The sequence below is a fragment of the Tessaracoccus lubricantis genome (assembly GCF_039544535.1).
Classification (GTDB): domain Bacteria; phylum Actinomycetota; class Actinomycetes; order Propionibacteriales; family Propionibacteriaceae; genus Arachnia; species Arachnia lubricantis.
The window spans coordinates 15,084-37,721 of the sequence record NZ_BAABLV010000012.1 but is presented as its reverse complement, the minus strand read 5'-3'; the positions used below and the strand labels follow the sequence as shown (position 1 = coordinate 37,721).

The 22,638-nt window shown below is 69.7% G+C and carries 26 protein-coding genes and 1 tRNA gene; 17 read left to right on the top strand and 10 right to left on the bottom strand.

The features are described 5' to 3' along the window. Positions 1–54: 54 nt before the first annotated feature. The 3 genes from ABEA30_RS03580 to ABEA30_RS03570 all read right to left on the bottom strand — a co-directional run bounded on the left by ABEA30_RS03580 (position 55) and on the right by ABEA30_RS03570 (position 3,125). Positions 55–441, bottom strand: coding sequence for a hypothetical protein (locus tag ABEA30_RS03580; protein ID WP_345579097.1), 387 nt, complete (start codon positions 439–441; stop codon positions 55–57). A gap of 84 nt (positions 442–525) precedes the next feature. Next, the gene (locus ABEA30_RS03575) at positions 526–1,995 is read right to left on the bottom strand and encodes an arsenic transporter (RefSeq protein WP_345579094.1); all 1,470 of its coding nucleotides are present in this window, start codon (positions 1,993–1,995) and stop codon (positions 526–528) included. 83 nt (positions 1,996–2,078) lie between these two features. Further along, positions 2,079–3,125 (bottom strand): arsenate-mycothiol transferase ArsC, encoded by a 1,047-nt coding sequence (locus tag ABEA30_RS03570; protein ID WP_345579091.1) that lies wholly within the window; start codon positions 3,123–3,125, stop codon positions 2,079–2,081. A gap of 96 nt (positions 3,126–3,221) precedes the next feature. Here ABEA30_RS03570 and arsD point away from each other — a divergent pair, with 96 nt between their 5' ends. Next, positions 3,222–3,599 carry an arsenite efflux transporter metallochaperone ArsD gene (gene arsD / locus ABEA30_RS03565; RefSeq protein WP_345579088.1) on the top strand — a complete coding sequence of 126 codons (378 nt, stop codon included), beginning with the start codon at positions 3,222–3,224 and terminating at the stop codon, positions 3,597–3,599. Continuing rightward, positions 3,599–5,338, top strand: coding sequence for an arsenical pump-driving ATPase (gene arsA, locus ABEA30_RS03560; RefSeq protein ID WP_345579085.1), 1,740 nt, complete (start codon positions 3,599–3,601; stop codon positions 5,336–5,338). Before arsD ends, arsA begins: the two co-directional genes overlap by 1 nt. A 15-nt stretch (positions 5,339–5,353) precedes the next feature. Here the strand turns inward: arsA and ABEA30_RS03555 are convergent, their stop codons facing one another. The 4 genes from ABEA30_RS03555 to ABEA30_RS03540 form a co-directional block, all read right to left on the bottom strand. Beyond that, complete coding sequence (locus tag ABEA30_RS03555; RefSeq protein ID WP_345579082.1) at positions 5,354–5,701, bottom strand: ArsR/SmtB family transcription factor; 348 nt, start codon at positions 5,699–5,701, stop codon at positions 5,354–5,356. A gap of 78 nt (positions 5,702–5,779) precedes the next feature. Further along, complete coding sequence (locus ABEA30_RS03550) at positions 5,780–7,141, bottom strand: glucose-6-phosphate dehydrogenase (protein ID WP_345579079.1); 1,362 nt, start codon at positions 7,139–7,141, stop codon at positions 5,780–5,782. Between the two features lie 30 nt (positions 7,142–7,171). Beyond that, positions 7,172–7,783 carry a DUF305 domain-containing protein gene (locus tag ABEA30_RS03545; protein ID WP_345579076.1) on the bottom strand — a complete coding sequence of 204 codons (612 nt, stop codon included), beginning with the start codon at positions 7,781–7,783 and terminating at the stop codon, positions 7,172–7,174. A gap of 173 nt (positions 7,784–7,956) precedes the next feature. Further along, positions 7,957–8,042 (bottom strand) — tRNA-Leu (locus ABEA30_RS03540). Between the two features lie 132 nt (positions 8,043–8,174). Here ABEA30_RS03540 and ABEA30_RS03535 point away from each other — a divergent pair. Further along, positions 8,175–8,549: a DUF3224 domain-containing protein gene (locus tag ABEA30_RS03535; protein WP_345579073.1), complete on the top strand. Its 375-nt coding sequence runs from the start codon at positions 8,175–8,177 to the stop codon at positions 8,547–8,549. On the opposite strand, the gene ABEA30_RS03530 is transcribed toward ABEA30_RS03535, so the two are convergent. Together ABEA30_RS03530 and ABEA30_RS03525 are read right to left on the bottom strand one after the other, a co-directional pair. After that, complete coding sequence (locus tag ABEA30_RS03530; RefSeq protein WP_345579069.1) at positions 8,546–9,526, bottom strand: aldo/keto reductase; 981 nt, start codon at positions 9,524–9,526, stop codon at positions 8,546–8,548. The two genes, ABEA30_RS03535 and ABEA30_RS03530, sit on opposite strands and share 4 nt — an antisense overlap. 12 nt (positions 9,527–9,538) lie before the next feature. After that, entirely contained in the window at positions 9,539–10,366 is an 828-nt protein-coding gene (locus ABEA30_RS03525; protein ID WP_345579067.1) for an undecaprenyl-diphosphate phosphatase, read from the bottom strand. 74 nt (positions 10,367–10,440) lie between these two features. Between ABEA30_RS03525 and ABEA30_RS03520 the strand changes: the two genes are divergently transcribed. The 7 genes from ABEA30_RS03520 to ABEA30_RS03490 are packed head-to-tail and all read left to right on the top strand — an operon-like array spanning position 10,441 to position 15,305. Further along, on the top strand, positions 10,441–11,097 hold the full coding sequence (locus tag ABEA30_RS03520) for an MSMEG_4193 family putative phosphomutase (RefSeq protein WP_345579065.1): 657 nt from the start codon (positions 10,441–10,443) through the stop codon (positions 11,095–11,097). Between the two features lie 4 nt (positions 11,098–11,101). After that, positions 11,102–11,620 carry a DUF3090 domain-containing protein gene (locus ABEA30_RS03515; RefSeq protein ID WP_345579062.1) on the top strand — a complete coding sequence of 173 codons (519 nt, stop codon included), beginning with the start codon at positions 11,102–11,104 and terminating at the stop codon, positions 11,618–11,620. Continuing rightward, positions 11,617–12,354, top strand: coding sequence for an SCO1664 family protein (locus tag ABEA30_RS03510; protein ID WP_345579060.1), 738 nt, complete (start codon positions 11,617–11,619; stop codon positions 12,352–12,354). Before ABEA30_RS03515 ends, ABEA30_RS03510 begins: the two co-directional genes overlap by 4 nt. A gap of 17 nt (positions 12,355–12,371) precedes the next feature. Next, positions 12,372–13,622, top strand: a complete 1,251-nt coding sequence (mshC, locus tag ABEA30_RS03505; protein WP_345579057.1) for a cysteine--1-D-myo-inosityl 2-amino-2-deoxy-alpha-D-glucopyranoside ligase — start codon at positions 12,372–12,374, stop codon at positions 13,620–13,622. Positions 13,623–13,640: 18 nt separating this feature from the next. Then, positions 13,641–13,904, top strand: a complete 264-nt coding sequence (locus tag ABEA30_RS03500; protein ID WP_345579054.1) for a phosphoribosyl-ATP diphosphatase — start codon at positions 13,641–13,643, stop codon at positions 13,902–13,904. A 14-nt stretch (positions 13,905–13,918) separates the two neighbouring features. Further along, positions 13,919–14,782, top strand: coding sequence for an ATP phosphoribosyltransferase (hisG, locus tag ABEA30_RS03495; protein WP_345579051.1), 864 nt, complete (start codon positions 13,919–13,921; stop codon positions 14,780–14,782). A 10-nt stretch (positions 14,783–14,792) separates the two neighbouring features. After that, positions 14,793–15,305 (top strand): hypothetical protein, encoded by a 513-nt coding sequence (locus tag ABEA30_RS03490; protein ID WP_345579048.1) that lies wholly within the window; start codon positions 14,793–14,795, stop codon positions 15,303–15,305. Positions 15,306–15,341: 36 nt separating this feature from the next. On the opposite strand, the gene ABEA30_RS03485 is transcribed toward ABEA30_RS03490, so the two are convergent. Beyond that, complete coding sequence (locus ABEA30_RS03485; RefSeq protein ID WP_345579045.1) at positions 15,342–15,860, bottom strand: hypothetical protein; 519 nt, start codon at positions 15,858–15,860, stop codon at positions 15,342–15,344. Positions 15,861–15,911: 51 nt separating this feature from the next. Between ABEA30_RS03485 and ABEA30_RS03480 the strand changes: the two genes are divergently transcribed. The 7 genes from ABEA30_RS03480 (at position 15,912) to pheT (ending at position 22,531) form a co-directional block, all read left to right on the top strand. After that, the gene (locus ABEA30_RS03480) at positions 15,912–16,463 is read left to right on the top strand and encodes an SseB family protein (RefSeq protein WP_345579042.1); all 552 of its coding nucleotides are present in this window, start codon (positions 15,912–15,914) and stop codon (positions 16,461–16,463) included. A gap of 149 nt (positions 16,464–16,612) precedes the next feature. Then, positions 16,613–17,377 (top strand): translation initiation factor IF-3, encoded by a 765-nt coding sequence (gene infC, locus ABEA30_RS03475; RefSeq protein WP_345579039.1) that lies wholly within the window; start codon positions 16,613–16,615, stop codon positions 17,375–17,377. A gap of 23 nt (positions 17,378–17,400) precedes the next feature. Then, positions 17,401–17,607, top strand: coding sequence for a 50S ribosomal protein L35 (gene rpmI / locus ABEA30_RS03470; protein WP_345579036.1), 207 nt, complete (start codon positions 17,401–17,403; stop codon positions 17,605–17,607). A gap of 95 nt (positions 17,608–17,702) precedes the next feature. Further along, positions 17,703–18,071, top strand: a complete 369-nt coding sequence (gene rplT / locus ABEA30_RS03465) for a 50S ribosomal protein L20 (RefSeq protein ID WP_345579033.1) — start codon at positions 17,703–17,705, stop codon at positions 18,069–18,071. An 11-nt stretch (positions 18,072–18,082) separates the two neighbouring features. Next, positions 18,083–18,889 (top strand): TrmH family RNA methyltransferase, encoded by an 807-nt coding sequence (locus ABEA30_RS03460; protein WP_345579031.1) that lies wholly within the window; start codon positions 18,083–18,085, stop codon positions 18,887–18,889. Between the two features lie 43 nt (positions 18,890–18,932). Then, complete coding sequence (gene pheS / locus ABEA30_RS03455) at positions 18,933–20,045, top strand: phenylalanine--tRNA ligase subunit alpha (protein ID WP_345579029.1); 1,113 nt, start codon at positions 18,933–18,935, stop codon at positions 20,043–20,045. Continuing rightward, complete coding sequence (pheT, locus tag ABEA30_RS03450) at positions 20,042–22,531, top strand: phenylalanine--tRNA ligase subunit beta (RefSeq protein ID WP_345579027.1); 2,490 nt, start codon at positions 20,042–20,044, stop codon at positions 22,529–22,531. Before pheS ends, pheT begins: the two co-directional genes overlap by 4 nt. The last annotated feature ends 107 nt before the right edge of the window (positions 22,532–22,638 follow it).

Here is a 22,638-nt window from a genome sequence, read left to right as displayed (position 1 = left end):
GCGGATGATCGCGCGATTCGGGGGCCGCTACGATGCGGCGCCGATGGTCCCGCGTCAGTTGGCCGCCTGGTGCACGGCCTCGATGCCGGCCACCACGCGCTCGTTCAGGTGCGCGAGGTGCGCGAAGTCCTTCGGCGGCTCACCCCGGTAGAGGGGGCGCACGGTGGTCAGCACCTCGTAGAGGTCATCCTTGGTGAACGACTCCTTGCGCGACAGGAGCCTCAGCTCGCCGCGCGCGTTGCGCAGGTCGCGAAGGCGGCCGCGCCAGCCCGGGTTGGAGATCGGCGCGTCGTCGGTCTCCATCGCGTCCGCGAGTTCACCCAGCGCGCCGATGAGGTCGTCGAGCTGCGGCCTGACGGAGTGGGGGTCGAAGGCCGAGTGCTTCACCGGGGCATCGTCGTCGGCGGCGGATCGTCCGAACAGCTTGTCGAGAATGCCCATGGTCTGACTCCTGTGTCCTCGTGCGGGTGAACCCCAAGGGTAGCGAAGCCGCTGGTGCTCTAGGCACCGGCCCCGGCTCGGCCCTCACGGGCTGAGCACCGCCAGCCAGCCCGCCAGCGCCAGCAGGGTGACCGCCAGCACGGGCAGGGTGAGCACGATGCCCACCTTGAAATAGGTGCCCCAGCCGATGTGCATGCCCTTCTTGTCGAGCACCGACAGCCACAGCAGGGTGGCGAGGCTGCCGATGGGGGTGATCTTGGGCCCGAGATCGGCACCGATGACCGCGGCGTAGGCCATCAGTTCCCGTGTCACTCCCGTCACGCCGGACGCGTCGATGCCCAGCGCTGCGATCAATGTGGTGGGCATGTTGTTCATGACGGACGACATCACCGCCACCAGGAGGCCGGTGCCGACGGCGGCCATGGTGTGGCCCTCCGCTGCCACCGCTGCCAGGGCGCGACCGAGAAGGTCGGTGAGGCCGGCGTTGCGCAGACCGTAGACCACGAGGTACATCCCCAGGCTGAACAGCACGATCTGCCACGGAGCCGACCTGACGACCGCCCACACGTCGATGATGGGGCGCGCCGCAGTGGCGGAGCGGCCGGGGAGCGCGGCTGGTGAGGGGTGGCCGTCGGGACCGTCGGTGAGCCCGGAGGCGCGCTGCCATGCTCCGACGCTGACCGGCTCCTCGGCATTCTCGACGGGGCCGGCCCCGGAAGTGGCCACCGGGAGGACGAGACCGAACAGCGCACGGGGTTGACGTGCCGCGATCATCGACATGGCGACGGCGCAGATTGCGGCCACCGCGGCCACAGGCACCCCGACGGCCTCGGCGACGAAGTATCCGACGAGCAGTACCGCGAGCACCACGATTCCTACGACGAAGGTGGGGCGGTCGCGGATGGCTTCTCCGGGCCGGCGTAGTGCCGACACGTCGTAGGGGCCGGGAATCGACGTGCGGAAGAACAACCGCAGGACGACGAGGCTGGCGCCGAGCGACACGAGCGCCACGGGCACCATGACGAGTGCGTAGCGCGCGAAGCCGATGCCGAAGTAGTCGGCGATCACGATGTTGACGAGGTTCGACACCACCAGCGGCAGGCTGGTGGTGTCGGCGATGAAGCCAGTGGCGATGACGAGTCCGAAGGCCACCCGGGGGCTGAACCCCAGGGCGACGATCAACTGGAAGACGATCGGGGTGAGGGTCAGCGCGGCGCCGTCGTTGGCGAACAGCGCTGCGATGCCCGCGCCCAGCACGACGATGAAGGTGAACAGCACGTCGCCGCGGCCTCTGGCCCACCTGGACAGGTGGAGCGCGGACCATTCGAAGAACCCCGCTTCGTCCAGGATGGAACAGATGACGATGACCGCGACGAAGGTCAGGGTGGCGTTCCAGACGATGCCCCAGACGGTGGGCACGTCGGCGACGTGGACCACCCCGGTGGCCAGCGCAACCGCTGCTCCTCCCAGGGCGCTCCAGCCGATGCCCAGCCCTCGCGGCTGCCAGATGACCAGCACGAGAGTCGCGACGAAGATGGCAGCAGCCAGGACCATGGTCCACCCTTTACGTATCGATGAAGATCGATATGAACCTAGGGGGTCGCCTCCTTGGGGTCAAACCCGCTGGCGCGTGGCGGTCACTGGCGTTCGAGCACGCCCAGGTCGTCCAGCAGCGCCTTCACCCGGGCCTCGAGGTCGTCGGCGATTCGCCGGACATCGTCCATGGAGCGGTCCTTCGGGTCCTCGACCTGCCAGTCCTCGTACCGCTTGCCCGGGTAGAAGGGGCACTCGTCGCCGCACCCCATGGTGATGACGACGTCGGAGGCCTCGACGGCGTCGTTGGTCAGTGGCTTGGAGAAGAGGTAGTTCGCGTCCATGCCGCGCTCGGCGAGCACGGCCTCGGCGTGGGCGTTGATCTGCCCTGCCGGCCTGGAGCCACCGGAGCGGACGTTGACCCGGCCGTTGGAGAAGTGCTTGGCCATGGCGGCTGCCATCTGTGAGCGGCCGGCGTTCTGGACGCAGACGAAGAGCAGTTCGGGCTTGCCGTCGCTCGGCTGTCCCTTGGCCTTGGCGCCTGCCCGCAGCTTCTCCTGTGCGAAGCGCTGCACGAAGAGCGGGAGGAACTGGGGGGCCTTGGTCGTGGGGGCGAGTTCGGCATGCGCCTCCCGCACGACGGCCCGCACCTCGTCGTAGGCGAAGACCCCCTCGTACTGGTGCGCCAGATCCCCGACGATCCCGCGATAGCGCTCCAGGTCGGCCCGGCTCTGGCCTGTCACTTCGAGGACGAGCTCCGCCACGCGGGTGAAGATGTCCTCGCGGAGCAAGCGCATGCGTTCCTCGCCCTCGATGCCGCGCAGGCTCGGTTCATCTGTGTCCCACACCTCGATGGTGGCGGTCATGCCCTCCACGGGCTCCACCCGGGCCTCGGTGCCGACGAGCACGACGTGGGTGGCGGCCCTCAGCATCTCGTCGGTGAGTTGCTTGGGGCTTTCGCCCTCCATCGTTGCCCCGACTTCAGCGAGGGCCTCGATCGAGGCTTGGTTGAGGCTGGATCCGGGCTTGGTGCCGGCTGAGGTGACCGTCATCGCGTCGCCACCGAACTGGCGGGCGAGGGCAGCGGCCATCTGGGACTTGCCGCCGTTCTTGACGCAGACGAACAGGAGGTGGGGCTTGGTGCTGGGCATCGCTTCACTTTCTTCGGGGCCGTGGTGGGTGGCTGCGGGGAGCGTTGTATGCTCACAAAATCATATCGACACATATCGATACAAGGGAGTCTCGCGATGAACATGATCAAGGTCTTCGAACCGCCCCTGTGCTGCAACACCGGTGTCTGCGGCACCGACGTCGACCAGGAACTGGTGGACTTCGCCGCGGATGTGGCCTGGCTGAAGGAGCGCGGGGGTGCAGTGAGCCGCGCGAACCTTGCCTCCGACCCCGCCGCGTTCGCCGCCAATGCGACGGCCCGCGAGTTCATGCGTGTGGCGGGCATCGACGGGCTGCCGCTCGTGGTGGTCGAGGGCACCACCGTCCTTACTGGTCGCTACCCGGACCGCAGCGAGTTGGCCCGTTTCGCCGGTGTCGAGGAACGTCGCGACCTGGGCCTCACCTCGGCGGGTTCCAGCGCCGGGGGTTGCTGCGGCGGGAGCGGGTGCTGCTGATGAGGTTCACGGCCGATCTGCCCCGCAACGTCTTCCTCACCGGCAAGGGAGGGGTGGGCAAGACCAGCGTCGCCTGCGCGCTGGCGACCCTGCTCGCGGATCGGGGCAAGCGGACACTCCTGAGCTCCACCGATCCGGCGTCCAACGTCGGCCAGGTGTTCGGGGTGGAGATCGGTCACCGCGTCGTGTCCATCCCCAGCGTGCCCGGCCTCGATGCCATCGAGATCGATCCGCAGGAGGCCGCCGATCGATACCGCGAGCGGACCCTCGCACCCGTGCGTGACTTCCTGAAGCCGGAGGATCTCGCCGCAGCCACGGAGCAACTATCGGGTTCCTGCACCACGGAGGTGGCCTCCTTCAACGAGTTCACCGAACTGCTCGCCGAGCCCACCCGAACCGCTGCCTACGACCACGTCATCTTCGACACGGCGCCCACCGGGCACACCATCCGGCTACTGGAACTCCCCGGCGAGTGGACCGGTTTCCTCGACGAGGGCCTGGGCGATGCCTCCTGCCTCGGCCCGATGTCCGGCCTGGACAAGGCCCGCGGAACCTATGCCGCCGCCGTCGAGGCACTGGCCAGCCCGGAGCGCACCAGAATCATCCTGGTGGCACGCGCCGATCCGTCCAGCATCGAGGAGGCGGAACGCGCGCTGCTCGAACTGGCCACCGTCGGCGTCAGTGCCACGCACCTCGTGGTGAACGGGCTGCTGCCGGACGAGGAGACTCATGACCCGCTCGCAGACGCGATCCGGGCGCGCGAGGCCCACGCGGTGGCCCAGCTCCCGCTGGCGCTGCAGCGGCTCACCCTCGACACGCTTCCGCTCCGGGCCACCAACATGGTGGGTGCGGACGCCTTGCGCAGGATGTTCGGACCGGTGGACCCGCCCGTCGCGGTGGCGGCACCGACCGCGCGTGGCGCGACGAGCGGTCTCGCTGCCCTGGTCGACGAACTGGCCCTGGGCGACAAGGGCCTGGTGATGTGCATGGGGAAGGGCGGCGTGGGCAAGACCACCGTCGCGGCGGCGCTGGCCGTCGCACTGGCAGAGCGGGGCAAGGACGTGCTCCTGACCACCACGGATCCGGCCGCGCATCTCGATCGCACTCTCGGGGGAGACGCCGCGGGGATCGAGGTCACGAGCATCGACCCGGACCGGGCGACGCAGGACTACCGCGACCGGGTCATGGCCACCAAGGGGCGCAACCTCGACGGCGCGGGGCGCGCCGCGCTGGAGGAGGACCTCAAGTCGCCCTGCACGGAGGAGATCGCCGTGTTCCAGGCCTTCTCCAAGGCGATCGCCCAGGCTGACAAGCGATTCGTCGTGATGGACACCGCCCCCACCGGGCACACGCTGCTCCTGATGGATGCCACCGGTTCGTATCACCGCGAGGTGGCGCGCGGCCTGGGCAGCGCCAAGTTCACCACTCCATTGATGCGGCTGCAGGACCCCGGATACACCAGGGTCGTCATCGTCACGACCCCTGAGACGACGCCGGTGATGGAAGCGCAAGCGCTCGTCGACGACCTGGCCAGGGCCGACATCGCGCCGTGGGCCTGGGTGGTGAACCAGTCGTTGTCGCTGACCGGCACGTCGTCGCCGCTGCTGATCCAGCGGGCCGCCAATGAGGCAGGGCCGGTTGCCCAGGTGGCACGGAGCGCCTCCAGGCTGGCGCAACTGGCCATGCAGGAGGTCCCGCCGGTCGGTGTCGAACTGGCAGGGCTCAGCCTCACGCGGTGAAGTCGTGGCGGCCCGTCAGCAGCAGCGGGCCGCCTCCTCCGTCGTGGTCCCGAGGAACTCGCGGGCCACTTCGAGGACGTCGCTGGCGGCGGTGTAGTGCGCCCAGCGGCCACGCTGTTCACGCGTCACGAGCCCGGCGGCGGTCAGTCTCTTCAGGTGGTGCGAAAGCGTGGGCTGGGAAATCCCGAGGGTGTCGGGGATGTGGCACGCGCACGCCGTGCCCTCGGGGGAATCCGCGATGTGGGCCAGTAGCCGCACACGCGTCGGGTCCGACAGTGCCTTGAAGATCTCCGCGAGGCGCGTGGCGCGGTCTGCCGACATCATCGAGGTCGGAGCAGCTGCGCATTCAACGGGGATGGACATCGTCCCAGCTTACGCGCGCATCGATGGATGTCGATCCGCAGCCAGCTCTTGCGGGGGATGCCGCTCCGGACCCCTTGGTCAGAGGTTCCAACGGGCGGGGCCCGCGCCGCCGGCGCGGTACTCATCCATGGGCACCAAGCCCTGGTGCCAGGCGTCGAGCACGGGCTCGACGATCCGCCAGCATTCCTCGGCCACGTCGCCGCGCACCGTCAGCAGCGGGTCGCCGCGGAAGATCGAGTCGAGGATTTCGCCATAGGGCTTGAGTGGGCTCTCGGCCAGGTCGGTGGACAGCACCGACTGGTTCAGTTCGAAGCGGTTGGATTCAGCGTTGGTCGACAACCCGAGCCTGATGTTGGCGGGCTTCATGCCGATGCTGAGCACGTTGGGCGGCGCGCTCGTGAAGCCTTCGGGGACGTGGTCCACAGGCCGGAACACCACGGTGATGCCGTTGCGGGCGTCGCCCAGCGCCTTCCCGCTGCGGAGCCGGAAGGGTACGCCTGCCCAGCGGTCTGTGTTGATGCGGACGGTGACCTCGGCGAGCGTTTCGGTGTTGCGGTCCGGGTCGACGCCCGGTTCGTCCACGTAGTTGGGCACCGACTCGCCGGCCACCGTGCCGGCGGCGTACCGGGCGCGCCGCGACGAGGTGACCGGGTTGCCGTCCCACAGGTGCGTGTGGCGCAGCATCAGCGCGATGAGGTCGCGGACGTCGCGTTCGTTCAGCGACGGCGGTTCCTCCATGGCGAACAGCGCCAGCACGAGCAGCAGGTGACTCTGGATCATGTCGCGCATCGCGCCCGCCCCGTCGTAGTAGCGCGCGCGGCCTTCGAGGGCGAGCACCTCGTCGACGGTGATGTCGACCCGCTCGATGTTCTGGTTGTTCCAGGCGTGCTCGAAGATGCGGTTGGTGAACCGCAAGCCCAGCAGGTTGATCACCACGGACTTGCCGAGGTAGTGGTCGATGCGGAACAGCTGGTTCTCCGGCACCAGGCCGGCCAGTACCTCGTTGAGTTCGCGGGCCGTGGCCAGGTCGGAGCCGAACGGCTTCTCCAACGCGATCCGGAGCCCGGGGGGGATCTCGAGGGTGGTGAGGGCCTTGCAGACCGCCATGGAGACCCTCGGGGGGAGCGCCAGGTAGAGCACGGGGGAGTCGCCGAGGCTCTTGAGCAGCCCGCGAAGCGCCACCGGGTTGGTGAGGTCGAGTTGCTCGTAGCGGGTGGTGGCGATGACCCGCTCGATGCTGGACTTGTGGCACTGGCCACCCAGCGCCTCGCGGACCCGCGCCACCCACTCGTCGTGCGACAGCGGGTCCGTGGCACAGCCCACCAGTGTGACGTCGTACTCGGGGTTGGTGCTGAGCAGGGTGCCGAGGCCCGGCAGGAGAAGTCGATGGGCAAGGTCGCCGGAGGCACCGAGGACGGCCAACGTCACGGGAACAGTCATGGACCAACTCTATGCACCATTCGGCAAACGTCAGTTGCCGAGCATCTCCTTCATCTCGGCGATCTCGGCCTCCTGGTCGGCGATGATCTTCTCCGCGAGCGCGAGCGCCTCTGCGTTCTGCCCCTCGTCCAGTTCGGCCTCGGCCATCTCCACCGCACCTTCATGATGGGCGATCATCCCTTCGAGGAACGCGGTGTCGAACTCATCGCCGGACAGGCCGGAGAGCCACTCCATCATCTCCTCCTGGCTCATGCCGTCCATGTCCATGCCGCCGTGTGACATGCCGCTGTGGTCCGAGGCCGCAACGTCCTCACCCCACGCGCCCAACCACTGGGTCATCTCGTCGATCTCGGGGCCCTGTGCCGCGGCGATGCGCTCCGCCAGCGCCACCACCTCTGGGGCTTCGGCCTTGTCGACGGCGAGTTCAGCCATCTCGATGGCGCCTTCGTGATGGATGATCATCATCTGGGCGAACGAGGTGTCCGCGTCGTTGTGCGTCTCGGACACCTCGCCACCTGCGGTGTCGGTGGTCGCGGCTGGGGGCGCGGTGGAGGGCTCCGCGTCAGTCGTGGCGCAGCCGACGAGCGAGGCGGTGAGGAGGAGGGCGCCGAGGGCGGAAGCGAATGCTCGGGGGCGTGTCATGGGTGTCTCCGTTCCTGCGGACGAGGCGGCCCGCGGAACCCACGGTAGGGACATGCAGGTCAAGAACCAATCAAGAAAGGTCAAGAACGGATCAGGGCACCCCGCCGCTTCCGGGGGCAGAAGACGAAGAGACCCAGCCAACCGCAGGGATGCGATGTGACTGGGTCCGGTCGTGTCCGAGAGAGGACTTGAACCTCCACGCCCTAAAACGGGCACTAGCACCTCAAGCTAGCGCGTCTACCAATTCCGCCACCCGGACAGGTGGTGTTCCCCTTCCGGGGAGCGACAAGGAACTCTAGCAGGTACTGAGGGGGGTCATGCAAATCGGCGCTAGGGTGGGAGTCACGAACGCCCCGACAGGCGGGCGCGCACCTTCCGAGGAGTGGATCACATGGCCGTGGAAGCAACCTTCGAGATCGAGATCACGCCCGTTGACGGTGTGCTGCCCACGACCAGCAGGTTCGACTTCGCGAAGGTCTGGCAGGGGGCTGCCCAGGGCGTCAGCAAGGGCGTCATGGTGTCGGCGGGGGACCCCGCCAGCGGGACCGCCGGTTACGTCGCCATGGAGGTCTTCGAGGGCACACTGGACGGCCGCAGGGGCACCGTCGCGTTCCAGCAGTTCGGCAGCATGCGCGGGGGAGGCCAGGACCTGCGCTACGAGATCGTGCCGGGGTCCGGCTCAGACCAGTTGGAGGACGTCACGGGCACGCTGCACCTCGAGATCGACGGCGAGGGCGTCCACCACATCACCTTCGAGCTGGGCTAGCGACCTGGGCCAGGCGGCCGTAGCCCGTTCGGACCGCCCGAGATGTCGTCGAGGGCCGCGACGATGGGTGGGACCAGCGTCTTGCTCTCGATGTCCATCAGCTCGGCCAACTGTTCCGTGGTCCGCGGTCCGATCAGCGCGGACGCCACCTGGGGCGCGTCGCGCGTCCACAGCAGCGCCACCTGCGCCGCCGTCAACCCCAGCCCCTGCGCGGCGTGCGTCACCGCGTCGACGATCGCCGAGGAGCGCGGCTGCAGGTAGGGCTCGACGAACCAGCTGAAGTGGTCGGAGGCGCCGCGGGAGTCACGCGGGATCCGACCGCCCGCGTACTTGCCGGTCAGCACGCCACGCCCGAGGCCGGACCAGGCCAACACCCCGAGCCCGTGGTGCGCGGCGGCCGGGACCACCTCCACCTCGGCGCGTCGCGCCAGCAGCGAGTACTCGACCTGCACGCTCGACAGCGTCACGCGTGCGCGGTCGGCCTCCTGCCAGGTGGCGGCGGTGGCGGTCTGCCAGCCCACGAAGTTGGAGACGCCGACGTAGTGCGCCATGCCGCGGGTGACGGCGGTGTCGAGCGCCGACAGGGTCTCGTCGAGCGGGGCGTCACCCCAGGCGTGGACCTGCCAGAGGTCGACGTGGTCGGTTCCCAGGCGTCGCAGCGACTGCTCCAGGTCGTTGAGGAGCGCGCCACGCGAGGTGTCGATCACGCGGCGCCCGTCGCGCACGACGAAGCCGGCCTTGGTGGCGATGACGAGTGACTCGCGGGGCAGCCCGGCGTGCAGCGCCTTGCCGATCATCTTCTCGGCCACGCCGGCGCCGTACGCCGGCGCGGTGTCGACGAGGTTGCCCCCGCCGTCGACGAAGTCGTGCAGGAGCGCCCGCGCCATGGGCCACTCGACGTCTCGACCCCACGCCATGGTGCCCAGCCCGAGGCGGGAGACGTGGAGGCCGGTGGCACCGAGTGGACGAAGCTGCATGAGGGCTCCAGCCTATGCGGCCGCCAGGACGCCGGTGAGCAACAGCACGGCGACGATGGCGGCGATGACGAGGCGGTAGACGACGAAGAGCGTGAAGTTGTGCGTCGAGACGTAGCGCAACAGCCAGGCGATCACGGCATAGCCGATGAAGAACGCCAGCACCGTCGCCACGATGGTCGGGCCCCACGCGGCGGTGGCGTCGCCACCGATGTCCTTGAGCTTGTAGAGGCCGGAGCCGAACACGGCGGGGATCGCCAGGAGGAACGCGTACCGGGTGGCCGCGGGGCGGTCGTAGCCCAGGAACAGGCCGCCGGAGATGGTGGCGCCGGAGCGCGACACGCCGGGGATCAGCGCCGCGGCCTGGAAGAGGCCGAACAGGATGCCGTCGCGCCAGCTCAGCTGCCGCAGGTCCTTCGTGTTGCGCTCGCCGAACCTGTCGGCGACCGCCAGCACGATCGCGACCCCGGCCAGCATGGCCACGGTGATCCACAGGTTGCGCAGCGTGGAGTCGATGGCGTCCTGGAACAGCAGCCCCAGCACGACGATGGGGATGGAGCCGATGATCACCAACCAGCCCATGCGGGCATCCGGGTCCGTCCGCTCGACGGTGCCGCGCAGCGAGCCGAACCACCTGGCGATGATGCGGGCGATGTCCTTGCGGAAGTACACGAGCACGGCGGTCTCGGTGCCGAGCTGCGTCACGGCGGTGAACGCGGCCCCCGGGTCACGGCCGTCGAAGAACAGCTGCCCGACGATCGACACGTGCGCGCTCGACGAGATGGGCAGGAACTCGGTGAGTCCCTGCACGACGCCCAGCACGATCGCCTGCAACCAGTCCATGTATGTTCCTCCCGGAGCGAAACCCCGGCCACTGTACCGCCGTGGCTGGCCGCGGGTTATTAGGCTTGGGCCCCATGACCAAGGTGGTGCTCATCAGGCATGGTCGTTCGACGGCGAACGCAGCCGGCGTCCTCGCCGGCCGCGCACCGGGCGTTGCGCTCGACGACATCGGCCGCGCCCAGGCGGAGGCGCTGGGCGAGACGCTGCGCGGCGTGCGCGTCGCCGCCGCCTACACCTCGCCCGTCGAGCGCTGCATCGAGACCGCGACGCTGGCCGGTTTCCCGGACGCCGAGATCCTCGACGGCGTCAGCGAGTGCGACTACGGCGAATGGACCGGCGTCAAGCTCGACGACCTCAGCTCCCAGGAGGTCTGGGCCGACGTGCAGGCCCGCCCCTCCGTCGTAGCGTTCCCCGGCGGCGAGTCGATGCAGGCGATGTTCCAGCGCACCACGGCAGCCATCAGCGGGCTCGCCGAACGCCACGGCGACGACGAGGTGGTGGTGGTGTTCTCGCACGGCGACCCCATCAAGGCGATCCTCGCCCACGCGTTCGGCATGCACCTCGACCAGTTCCAACGGCTCCACGTCCACCCGGCCGGCATCAGCGTGGTCGACTACGCGGGGGAGAGGCCGCTGGTGGTGTGCGTCAACACCGGCGGTGACCTCGTGTCGCTGCTGGGTGGCCACAGCGCCCCGACCATCGGCGGCGGCGACGTCGCGGGCGTAGGGTGAGGCCATGATGCTCGCATTCGACAACCCGGATCGCTGCATCGTCGGCACCATCGGCGCGCCCGGTGAGCGGCTGTTCCTCATCCAGGTGGCACAGGGCAACCGGCTCGCCGCCGTCGCGCTGGAGAAGGAGCAGGCGCTCCTCCTCGGGGTGCGGGTGGCCGACGTGCTCGACCAGCTGGCCGAGTTGGGCCACGAGGTGCCCCCGCGGCAGCACCCCGCCGACATGGGCCCGCTCGACGCCCCCGTCGAGGTCACGTTCCGTGCTGCGGCCATCGGGCTGGCCTGGGACCACGAGCGCAACAGGCTCCTCCTCGAGCTGTTCTCCGGCGAACCGGACGACGACGACGAGAACTCGCTGGTCCAGATCCGCATGACGCCCGTCATGGCGCGTGAGTTCTCGACGAGGGCGGAGCTCGTCGTCGCGTCCGGCAGGCCGGCGTGCCCCGCGTGCAGCCAGCCGCTCGACCCCGCCGGGCACATCTGCCCCCGCGCGAACGGCTACCGCGGCCCCCTGTTCGGATGAACGGCCCGAAGGGCGCCCTCCAACTGGTGGGGCGACTCGTGGACGCCTCCAACGCCACCTTCCTCGCCATGGACGCCGACGAGGCGCACTGGGTCTACAAGCCCGTGGCGGGGGAGTCGCCGCTGTGGGACTTCCCGACGGCCACCCTGGGCCGGCGCGAGGTTGCCGCGTACGCGCTCTCGCAGGAACTCGGCTTCGGCGTCGTGCCCCTGACGGTGTGGTGCGAGGGCCCGCTCGGCGAGGGCTCTGCGCAGCGGTGGATCGACGGCGAACCCACCCCGCTGATCGACCTCCTCGACCCGTCCAGGGTCGACGAGGGCTGGCTGCCGATCCTCACCGGCCTCTCCGGCGACGACAAGCCCGTGGTCCTCGCGCACCGCGACGACCCGCAGCTGCGGTCGCTGGCCCTGTTCGACGCGCTGCTCAACAACTCGGACCGCAAGGCCAGCCACGTCCTGGCCCACGGTGACGTGCTCGCCGGGGTCGACCACGGCGTCAGCCTCCACGCCGAGGACAAGCTGCGCACCGTGCTGTGGGGCTGGGCCGGTGACCCCCTCAGCGACGACGAAGTCGCCGTGGTCTCCCGCGCCGCGGCGATCGACGCCCCGCTCGCGCCCGGGCTCGACGACGACGAGTGGGCTGCGCTGCGGGACCGCGCCGAGGCGATTCTCGCCGCCGGCACGATGCCACGACCATCCGAGCGGTGGCCCAGCATCCCGTGGCCTCCGATTTAGGCGGTAAGTTGTGACCCATGTATGCGTGGGAAACCGTTGACGTACCAGCCGTGCCGCCGTCGAACGGTGACGTGCCGCAACAGCTCACCCTGTTCGACACCGCCTCACGCAGGCAGGTGGCCGTTGCCGCAGACGTGGAGACGGCGCGGATGTACGTGTGCGGCATCACGCCCTACGACGCCACCCACCTCGGGCACGCGAACACCTACCTCACGTTCGACCTGATCAACCGTGTCTGGCGCGACCTCGGCCTCACCGTCGACTACACGCAGAACGTCACCGACGTCGACGACCCGCTGCTCGAGCGCGCCGCCGAGACCGGCGTCGAGTGGGAGGAACTCGCCGAGGACCAGACCGAGCTGTTCCGCAGCGACATGCAGGACCTGCGCGTGCTGCCCCCGAACAACTACATCGGCGCCGTCGAATCCATCAGCTGCGTCACGGAGCTGATCGAGGACCTGCTGGGCAGCGGCCTCATCTACCAGGTCGGCGACGACGCGCACCCCGACTGGTACTTCAACACGGCCGCCGCGCCCGGCTTCGGCGGCGTCAGCCACCTCGACGAGGCCGAGATGATCGAGCGCTTCCGCGAGAACGGCGGTGACCCCGACCGCCCGGGCAAGCGCCACCCGCTCGACAGCCTCCTGTGGCGCTACTCCCGCGAGGGCGAGCCCAGCTGGTCCTCGCCGCTCGGCGCGGGCAGGCCCGGCTGGCACATCGAGTGCACCGCGATCTCGCTGCGCTACCTCGGCGCCAACTTCGACGTGCAGGGCGGCGGGGCAGACCTGGTGTTCCCGCACCACGAGATGTGCGCGGCGCAGGCCATCGTCGCCAGCCGTGAACCGCTGGCCGATGCGTTCGTGCACTCGGGCCTCGTGGCGCTGCACGGCGAGAAGATGAGCAAGTCGAAGGGCAACCTGGAACTCGTCAGCCGCCTCCGCAAGGCCGGCGCGGACCCCATGGCCATCCGGTTGGCGCTGCTCGACCACCACTACCGGGACAACTGGGAATGGACGCCGGACCAGCTCGACCGCGCCACCGAGCGCCTCGCGCTGTGGCGCAGCGTGGCCAACGACGGCGCCGCGCTCCCGGCGGCCGAGACCATCGCCGCGATCCGCACCGCACTGCGCACCAACCTCGACGCCCCGTCCGCACTCGCCGCCGTCGACACCTGGGCGAGCGCCAGCCTCAACGTCGGCGGCGACGACACCGACGCCATCTCCCAGGTGTCCGCAGCGGTTGACGCGCTGCTGGGCATCAAGCTCTAGGCGATAAGGTCAGGAAACGTGAAGTCCTTCGAACAACTCTTCGAGCAGCTGACCGAGACCGCGCGCACCCGGCCCGAGGGGTCGAGCACGGTGGAGCGCCTCGACCAGGGGGTGCACGCCATCGGCAAGAAGGTCGTCGAGGAGGCCGCTGAGGTGTGGATGGCCGCCGAGTACGAGTCGAAGGAACGCAGCGCCGAGGAGATCAGCCAGCTGCTCTATCACCTGCAGGTGATGATGATCGCGCTCGACCTGGACCTCGACGACATCTACCGCTACCTCTGAGGGACGAGACCGCCATGACCACAGAACGACTCCTGCGCATCGCCGTGCCCAACAAGGGCGCCCTGGCAGATGCCGCGTCCCAGATGCTGCGCGCCGCCGGCTACCGCCAGCGCACCGACACCAAGGACCTCACGCTGATCGACACCGACCACGGCGTCGAGTTCTACTACCTGCGGCCCCGCGACATCGCCATCTACATCGGCCGCGGCCACCTCGACATCGGCATCACCGGCCGCGACATGCTGCTCGACTCGGCAGCCGACGCCACCGAGGTGATGGCGCTCGGCTTCGGCGGTTCGCGGTTCCGCTTCGCGGCGGTCAATGGCTCGTCGCTGACGCTGGAGGACCTGCGCGGCAAGCGCATCGCGTCGTCCTACACCGGGCTGCTGCAGTCCTACCTCGACGAGAAGGGCATCGAGGCTGAGCTCGTCGGCCTCGACGGTGCCGTCGAGTCCGCCATCCGGCTCGGCGTGGCAGACGTCGTGGCAGACGTCGTCGACACCGGCACCACCCTGCGTCGCGCAGGGCTCGAGATGTTCGGCGACCCGATCTGCGAGTCCGAGGCCGTGCTCATCCAGCGCAACGGCGGCGGTGGCCTGCCCCCCGTCGCAGAGGCGCTGAAGACCCGCCTTCACTCGGTCCTGGTGGCCCAGAACTACATGATGCTCGACTACAACGTGCACACCGATGACCTCGAGGCCACCACGGCGCTGGCCCCCGGCGTCGAGGGCCCGACGGTGTCGGCCCTGTCGAAGGAGGGCTGGAGCGCCGTGCGCGTGCTGGTGCCCCGCAAGGGTGCGCACATGCTGATGGACCGCCTGCACGACGCCGGCGCCCGCGGCATCCTGCTGACCGAACTCGCCGCCTGCCGGCTCTGAGGGAGCGCCCGTGACCGACCCCATCGAGCAGGCGCCCGTCCAGGAGCCCGTGCCCGCGACGCTGTCCTACTCCAGCCCGCCCGCCCTGATGACCGCGGTGGTGCTGTCGATCGTGCTGCTGGCCAGCTCGATGTTCGGCTGGTGGGCGCTCGGCGCCGACATCCGCGCACAGGTGACGTGGCCGCAAGCCGCGACGCTGTTGTTCTTCGTCTTCCTGATGATCGCCATCATGTTGTCGATCGGCTACTCGCGGTTGTGGGCCGCCGACGGCGTGGTCACCGTCCGCAACGGCCCGTTCCTGCGCCGCTACGGGGTGGCCGACATCGCCGGCGTCCGGCTGCGCCCCGGCGACGCGTGGAGCTCGCTCCTCATCAAGCAGGACGGCGCCCTCAAGCGGCGCCCGGTGCTGGCCATCCAGTTCCTCGAGGGCGAGGGCGGCAAGCGCAAGATCGTGGACCTGCGGAAGTGGCTCAAGGCCAATGGCGCGACGTCCGCGGGCTTCACCGCCGCCGACGCCGACTGAAGCGCGCCCGGTGACCCACCCAGCGCCACCGGGGGATCACATGATGCCGCGCTTGCGCAGCAGCGCCTCGATCTCGGCGTCCTCGGGATCGGTACCCTTCTGGGCCGGTGCCGCTGCGGGCTTGGCGGCCGCTGCGGGCGACGACGGCGCGGGCCCACCCGTCGACGACCTCGTCGTTCCTGCGCTGGGCAACTGCCTTCCGCGTTCGCCGGTGGCCGGCACCTCGCGGGCGGCGGGTTGCGGGGCTACGCGTTCACGCGCCGGCTTCCTCGGCAGCATCAGGCCGACGACGATGAGTACCACGCCACCCACCAACAGGCCCAACCCCCACGCCACGGCGTCGGTGAACACCGTGCGCTGGAACCAGGCGACGAGGCTGATGATGCCGTTGATGATGAGCCGCAGCAGGCCCGTGAGGTAGAGCCCGACGGGGATCGCGGCCAGGCCCAGGCCGATCAGCAGTGGCCGCAGCCGTCCGAGGCGGGCGGTGATCCCTGCGGCGATGGCGAGGATCACGACGGCGGCGGCGATGGTGCCGATGAGCTCAATGGGCATGCGCCCAGTCTGTCACACGGCGGCAGACGGGCGAGCCGCTATGGTGCTGGCATGGTCGAACTCCGCTCGCTCGCTCAACCGAACTCACGCTTCGCCGGCGACGACGGGTCGCCGGATCCGTTGACCCGGGCGGCGATCGCCCGGGCGCAGGACCACACCGGCTACATCCGGGCGCTCGTCGCGCTGTGCACCAGCCGACTCCTGCTGCCCATCGTGGCCAGCGGCGACGACGGCGGCGACGAGCCGGACCCCGACCGCCACGCGGAGATGGCGGCGGTCACGCTCGAGGACGACTCCGGCCACTACCTCCTGGCGTTCACCGGCTACGACTCGCTGCGTGCCTGGCAGGCCGATGCCCGACCGGTGCCCTGCCTCCTCGACGAGCTGTGCGCCACCGTCGCCGCGGCGGGGGCGGAGCAACTGCTCATCGACGTCGTCGGCCCGGTACCGTTCGTCATCGCCGGCGACGCGCTGGAGAAGTTCGCCGACGGCTTCCGCCTGGTGGAGTTCGAGGGCGAGGACTTCGCCTGGGTCAAGTACGCCGACGACGCGGGGGACGCTGCCGATGCGGGCGACTGGGGCCCGGCGCCCACGGCGCACTGAGCCACGCCGTTTGGCGATCGCGGGGCGCCTGCGTATACTCTCTCAGGTTGGCAGCTTCAGGCTGCCCTGATAAAGCGGAGTTCCACTCCCACCCGAGTTGCTGAAGCGGCCGGGTCACCCCCGCGGGCAGCGGTCGCTGCATCGTCGTGATGGGTGTGTGGGCCTCTGCATGCGCAGGGGCCTTTTGCTGTTGGCAGCAACACACCAACTCTTCAACTGGAGGACCCATCAGCACTGAACCGCGGATCAACGATCGCATCCGAGTACCCGAAGTCCGGCTCGTCGGCCCCAACGGCGAGCAGGTCGGCATCGTGCGCGTCGAGGACGCCCTGCGTCTGGCGGCGGAGAACGATCTGGATCTTGTCGAAGTGGCCCCGCAGGCGCGTCCGCCGGTCGCCAAGCTGATGGACTACGGCAAGTTCAAGTACGAGGCGGCGCAGAAGGTGCGCGACGCCCGCAAGAACCAGCAGAACGTCACCACCAAGGAGATGAAGCTGCGTCTCAAGATCGACCAGCACGATTACGAGACCAAGAAGGGCCACGTGGTCCGCTTCCTCAAGGCCGGCGACAAGGTGAAGATCACCATCATGTTCCGCGGCCGTGAGCAGTCCCGCCCCGAACTGGGCATGGACCTGCTGCGCCGCCTGGCCGACGACGTCGCCGAGTTCGGCTTCGTCGAGTCCTCTCCCAAGCAGGACGGCCGCAACATGCTCATGGTGCTCGGCCCCACCAAGAAGAAGACCGAGGCGAAGGTCGACCTGGCCGCCGACCGCGAGGCCCGCATGGCTGCGCGCAAGGAGAACGCCGAACTCGACCGGGCAGCGGAGGCGCAGCTGCGCGCCGCGGCCCAGTCCGCCCCCCACAAGAAGAAGCGTGGTCCTGCAGACAACATGGACCCAGACGTCGATCTCTGATCGAGTACGAAAGCGAGCGAGACATGCCGAAGATGAAGACGCACTCCGGTGCGAAGAAGCGGTTCAAGATGACTGGCACGGGCAAGATCCGTCGTCGTCAGGCCAACCTCGGCCACCTCAACGAGACCTTTGGCTCGACGCGCCTGCGTCGCCTGAAGGGTACCTCCGACGTCGCCAAGGCCGACGTCAAGTCGGTGCGCCGCCTGCTCGGCAAGCACAAGGGCCGCTGAGCCGAATGCTGAGCCCGGCCCAGCGCTGAGCGCAGGCCGGGGCGAAGTACCCCCAGTCATCCATTGATCCACCCCACACACCCCAAGGAGTCACCATGGCACGCGTGAAGCGTTCCGTGAACGCGCTGAAGAAGCGTCGCGAAGTTCTCGAGCAGGCGAAGGGCTACCGCGGCCAGCGTTCGCGTCTGTACCGCAAGGCCAAGGAGCAGCTGCTCCACTCGTACACCTACAGCTACCGCGATCGTCGCGCCAAGAAGAGCGAGTTCCGCGCTCTCTGGATCCAGCGCATCAACGCCGCGGTCCGCGCTGAGGGCATGACCTACAACCGTTTCATCAACGGCCTGAAGAACGCTGGTGTCGAGGTGGATCGCAAGATCCTCGCCGACCTTGCCGTCAACGACGTTGCGGCGTTCAACGCCCTGGTCGCCGTCGCCAAGGACAACCAGCCCGCTGCCGCCGCCTGAAAGCGGCCTCAGTGACATCTCGACCGAACGCAGCCCTTGGCCTTCCCGCCTCGGTGCTGCGTTCGGTTCGTCGTTTGACGCAGCGCCGCGGCCGTGACGTCGCCGGCCTGTTCCTCGCCGAGGGCAGGCAGGCCGTCCGCGAGGCGCTGGCCGTCGGGTCCCTCGTGCAGGAGGTCATCGTCGATGACCCCGACAAGCACGCGGACCTGCTCGACGGCGTCGACGTCCCCGTGTGGCGGGCCACGGACCACCAGATGCGCACGCTCAGCGACACCGTCACCCCGCAGGGGATCGTGGCGGTGTGCCGTCAGTTGTCCTTCGACTGGCAGGACGTGTCGGGCGCGAGGCTGCTGGTGATCTGCGCCCAGGTCCGTGACCCCGGCAACGCCGGCACGGTCATCCGCTGCGCGGACGCGTTCGGGGCCGACGGCGTGGTGCTCACCACCGGCAGCGTCGAGATCTACAACCCCAAGACGGTGCGCTCCACCGTCGGCAGCCTCTTCCACCTGCCCATCCTGACCGGCGTGCCGCTGCACGACGCCGTGGCCAAGGTCAAGGCGATGGGCATGACGGTACTGGCGGCAGACGGCGACGGCGACCCGCTCGACCTCAAGGCCGCGGCCGGGGAACTCAGCGGCCCCGTCGCCTGGATCATGGGCAACGAGGCGTGGGGACTGCCCGAGGAGGACCGCGAGTTGGCCGACGAGGTGGTGGCCGTGCCAATGTGGGGCGGGGCGGAGAGCCTCAACCTCTCCAGCGCCGCCGCGGTGTGCCTCTACGCAACGGCCTCCGCACAACGACGCTCTTCAGCAGGCTGACCGGCCCGCCGGGCAGCCACGAACAGTGAACAAGGAGGGACCCATGTCCGGGCCCAACGACAACTTCGATCCCAAGCAGGTCGCCTCGCTCGACCCCGCGGCCATCGACGGTTTCGTCGCGGACGCGCTGGCCGCCATCGGCGCCGCCACCACGACGGCCGAGCTCAAGCAGGCGCGTCACGACCACGCCGGCGACACCTCGCCCCTGGCGCTGGCCAACCGCGAGATCGGTGCGCTGCCGCCGCAGGCGCGCAAGGAGGCCGGGCAGCGGATCGGCAAGGCGCGCGCACAGGTCAACCAGGCCCTCGGCGCCCGCCAGGACGAGGTTGCCGCAGCAGAGCTCGAGGCTGCCCTGCTGGCCGAGCGCGTCGACATGACCCTCCCCGTCACCACCGGCCCGCGCGGTGCGCTGCACCCCATCACCAACCTGATCGACGAGATGATCGACGTCTTCGCCGACATGGGCTGGGAGATCGCCGACGGCCCGCAGCTCGAGGCCGAGTGGTACAACTTCGACGCGCTCAACGTGCCCGAGGACCACCCCGCGCGTGCCCTGCAGGACACGCTGTGGATTGACCCGCCGTCGGCGGGCAAGCTGCTGCGCACGCAGACCTCGCCGGTCCAGGCGCGGGCGCTGCTGACCCGCGGGGTCCCGCTGTACGTCGTAGTGCCCGGCAAGGTGTTCCGCGCCGACGAGTACGACGCCACCCACCTGCCCGTCTTCCACCAGCTCGAGGGCCTCGTCGTGGACAAGGGCATCTCCATGGCAGACCTGCGCGGCACGCTGGACCACTTGGCCAAGGCCATGTTCGGCAGCGACACCGCCACCCGCATGCGCCCGCACTACTTCCCATTCACCGAGCCGTCCGCCGAGGTCGACGTGCAGTGCTTCGTGTGCCACGGCGAGTCCGTCGGCAACCCGGACGCGCCCTGCCGCACCTGTCGCTCCGAGGGCTGGATCGAGTGGGGCGGCTGCGGCGTCGTGAACCCGCGGGTGCTCAGGGCCTGCGGCATCGACCCCGACGTCTACTCGGGCTTCGCGTTCGGCATGGGCATCGACCGCACGGTGATGTTCCGCACGGGCGCCCCCGACCTCCGCGACTTCGTGGAGGGTGACATCCGATTCAGCCGATCCATCCTGGGAGGTGCCCGATGAAGGCCCCCGTCTCCTGGCTGCGCGACCTCGTCACGCTGCCCTCCGACGTCACCACCGCCAAGCTGGCCGAGCAGTTCACCGCCACCGGCCTGACCGTCGAGCGCATCGAGTCGATGGCCTCGCCGGTGACGGGCCCGCTCGTGGTCGGGCGCGTGCTGAGCTACGTCGACGAACCCCAGAAGAACGGCAAGACCATCCGGTACTGCCGCGTCGACGTCGGTGACCACAACGACCCCGCCACCGACGAATACCCGGCCTCGCGCGGCATCGTGTGCGGCGCCCACAACTTCGCCGAGGGCGACCTCGTCGTCGTGTCGCTGCCGGGCACCGTGCTGCCGGGCAACTTCGAGATCACCGCCCGCAAGACCTACGGCCACGTCTCCGACGGCATGATCGTCTCGGAGCTCGAGCTCGGGCTGGGGGAGGACCACGACGGCATCATCGTGCTGCCCCCGGACACCGCCGGGCCGGGCACCCCGGCGCAGGACATCCTGTGGAGCGCCGACGAGGTGCTCGACATCGACGTGACGCCGGACCTCAGCTACTGCCTGTCACTGCGCGGGCTGGCGCGCGAGGCGGCGATCGCCAACGGCGTCTCGTTCGAGGACAAGTACCGCCAGCAGCTCCCGGAGCCCGTCGAGGGCGGCCACCCGCTGGTGCTGGAGTCAGACCGCTGCAGCGCGTTCGTGGCGCTGACCATCGAGGGCATCGACCCCACGGCGCCGTCGCCCGAGTGGATGGCCGACCGGCTGCGCGCTTCGGGCGTGCGCTCCATCTCGCTGGCCGTCGACGTGACCAACTACGTCATGCTCGAATCCGGCCAGCCGCTGCACGCCTACGACGCCGACAAGCTGCAGGGCCCCATCCGAGTGCGCCTCGCGCAGGAGGGTGAGCGCCTCACCACCCTGGACGGCCAGCAGCGCACGCTGAGCGCCGACGACCTGCTCATCACCGACGACTCCGGCCCCATCGGCATGGCCGGCGTCATGGGCGGCGAGGACACCGAGGTGTCGGAGACCACCACCCGGATCGTCCTGGAGGCGGCGCACTTCGAGCCCACCTCGGTGTCGCGCACGTTCCGCCGCCACGGCCTGCCGTCCGAGGCGTCGAAGCGCTTCGAACGCGGCGTCGACCCCCAGCTGCCCTACGCGGCCGCCAGGCGTGCCGCGAAGCTGCTGACGCAGCACGGCGGTGGGCAGGTCACGGCCGAGACGGTCGTCGGCTCCGCTCCCGCGCCGCACACCGTGTCGCTGCGCTGCGGCCTCATCTCCGACGTGCTGGGCACCCGCGTGGAGCAGGACGAGACCCTGCGCCTGCTGAAGGCGGCGGCGATCGACGTCACCGCGCTGGGAGACTCCCTCACCGTCACCGCCCCCAGCTGGCGGGGGGACTTGGTGGACCCGTACGACGTCGTCGAGGAGGTGGGTCGCCACGTCGGCTACGACCGGATCGGCATGACGCTGCCCGTCCCGCCCGTGACCCGCAGCCTCGACCCGGCCATCCGCGACCGCCGCGCCGCCATGCGTGCGGTCGCCGCGCTGGGCTTCACCGAGGTGCTCTCGCTGCCGTTCGTCTCCGGCGAGGAGCTCGACCAGCTGGGCATTGCGGAGGAGGACCCCCGCCGTCGCCTGGTGAAGCTGGCCAACCCGTTGTCCGAGACGCACGGCCATCTGCGCACCTCGCTGCTGCCGGGCCTGTTCGCGGCGGTCGCGCGCAACACCTCGCGCAGCCTGTCGGACCTCGCGCTGTTCGAGAAGGGCAAGGTCTTCTTCGACGGCGGCGAGCCCGCCGCGCCGCGCCTGGGCGTCGCCAGCCGGCCCACCGAGGAGGAGCTCGCCGCCCTCGACGCGGCCCTGCCCGCGCAGCCGGAGACCATGGCCGCCGTCGTGACCGGCAACTGGAAGGCCGCCGGCTGGGACGGCCCCGCCGTCGCGGCCGACTGGACCCACGTCGTCGCGTTCGCGGAGACGGCCGCTGCTGCGGTCGGCGTCGAGCTGGACCGTCGCAACGCCGAGGTGGCGCCGTGGCACCCCGGCCGATGCGCCGAGCTGTCGGTCAACGGCATCGTCATCGGCCACGCCGGTGAGCTGCACCCGAAGGTCATCGCGGCGTTCCGCCTGCCGGAGCGCACCTGCGCCGTCGAGTTCAACGCCGACCTGCTGCTGGGGCACGCCGTGCAGGGTGGCGAGATCGCCACGCTCTCGGCCTTCCCCATGGCCAAGGAGGACGTGGCGCTGATCGTCGACGCCGACGTGGCGTCGGTCGAGGTGGAGGAGGCGCTCGTGGAGGGCGCCGGTGACCTGCTCGAGTCGATCGCGCTGTTCGACGTCTACACCGGTGACCAGGTGGGCGAGGGCAAGAAGTCGCTGGCGTTCGCGCTGCGCTTCCGCGGTGACCGCACGCTGACCGACGCCGAGGCCGCCGAGGCCCGGCAGGCGGCGGTGAAGGTGGCCGTGGAGCGCTTCGGCGCGATCCAGCGCGCCTGACCCGGCACCCGGCACAGCGAAACGGGCCCTGCGGCGAATGCTCGCCGTGGGGCCCGTTCCCGTGTGAAGTTGAGGGCCGAACCGCAGAACGCCTCTCGGCGCGTGGC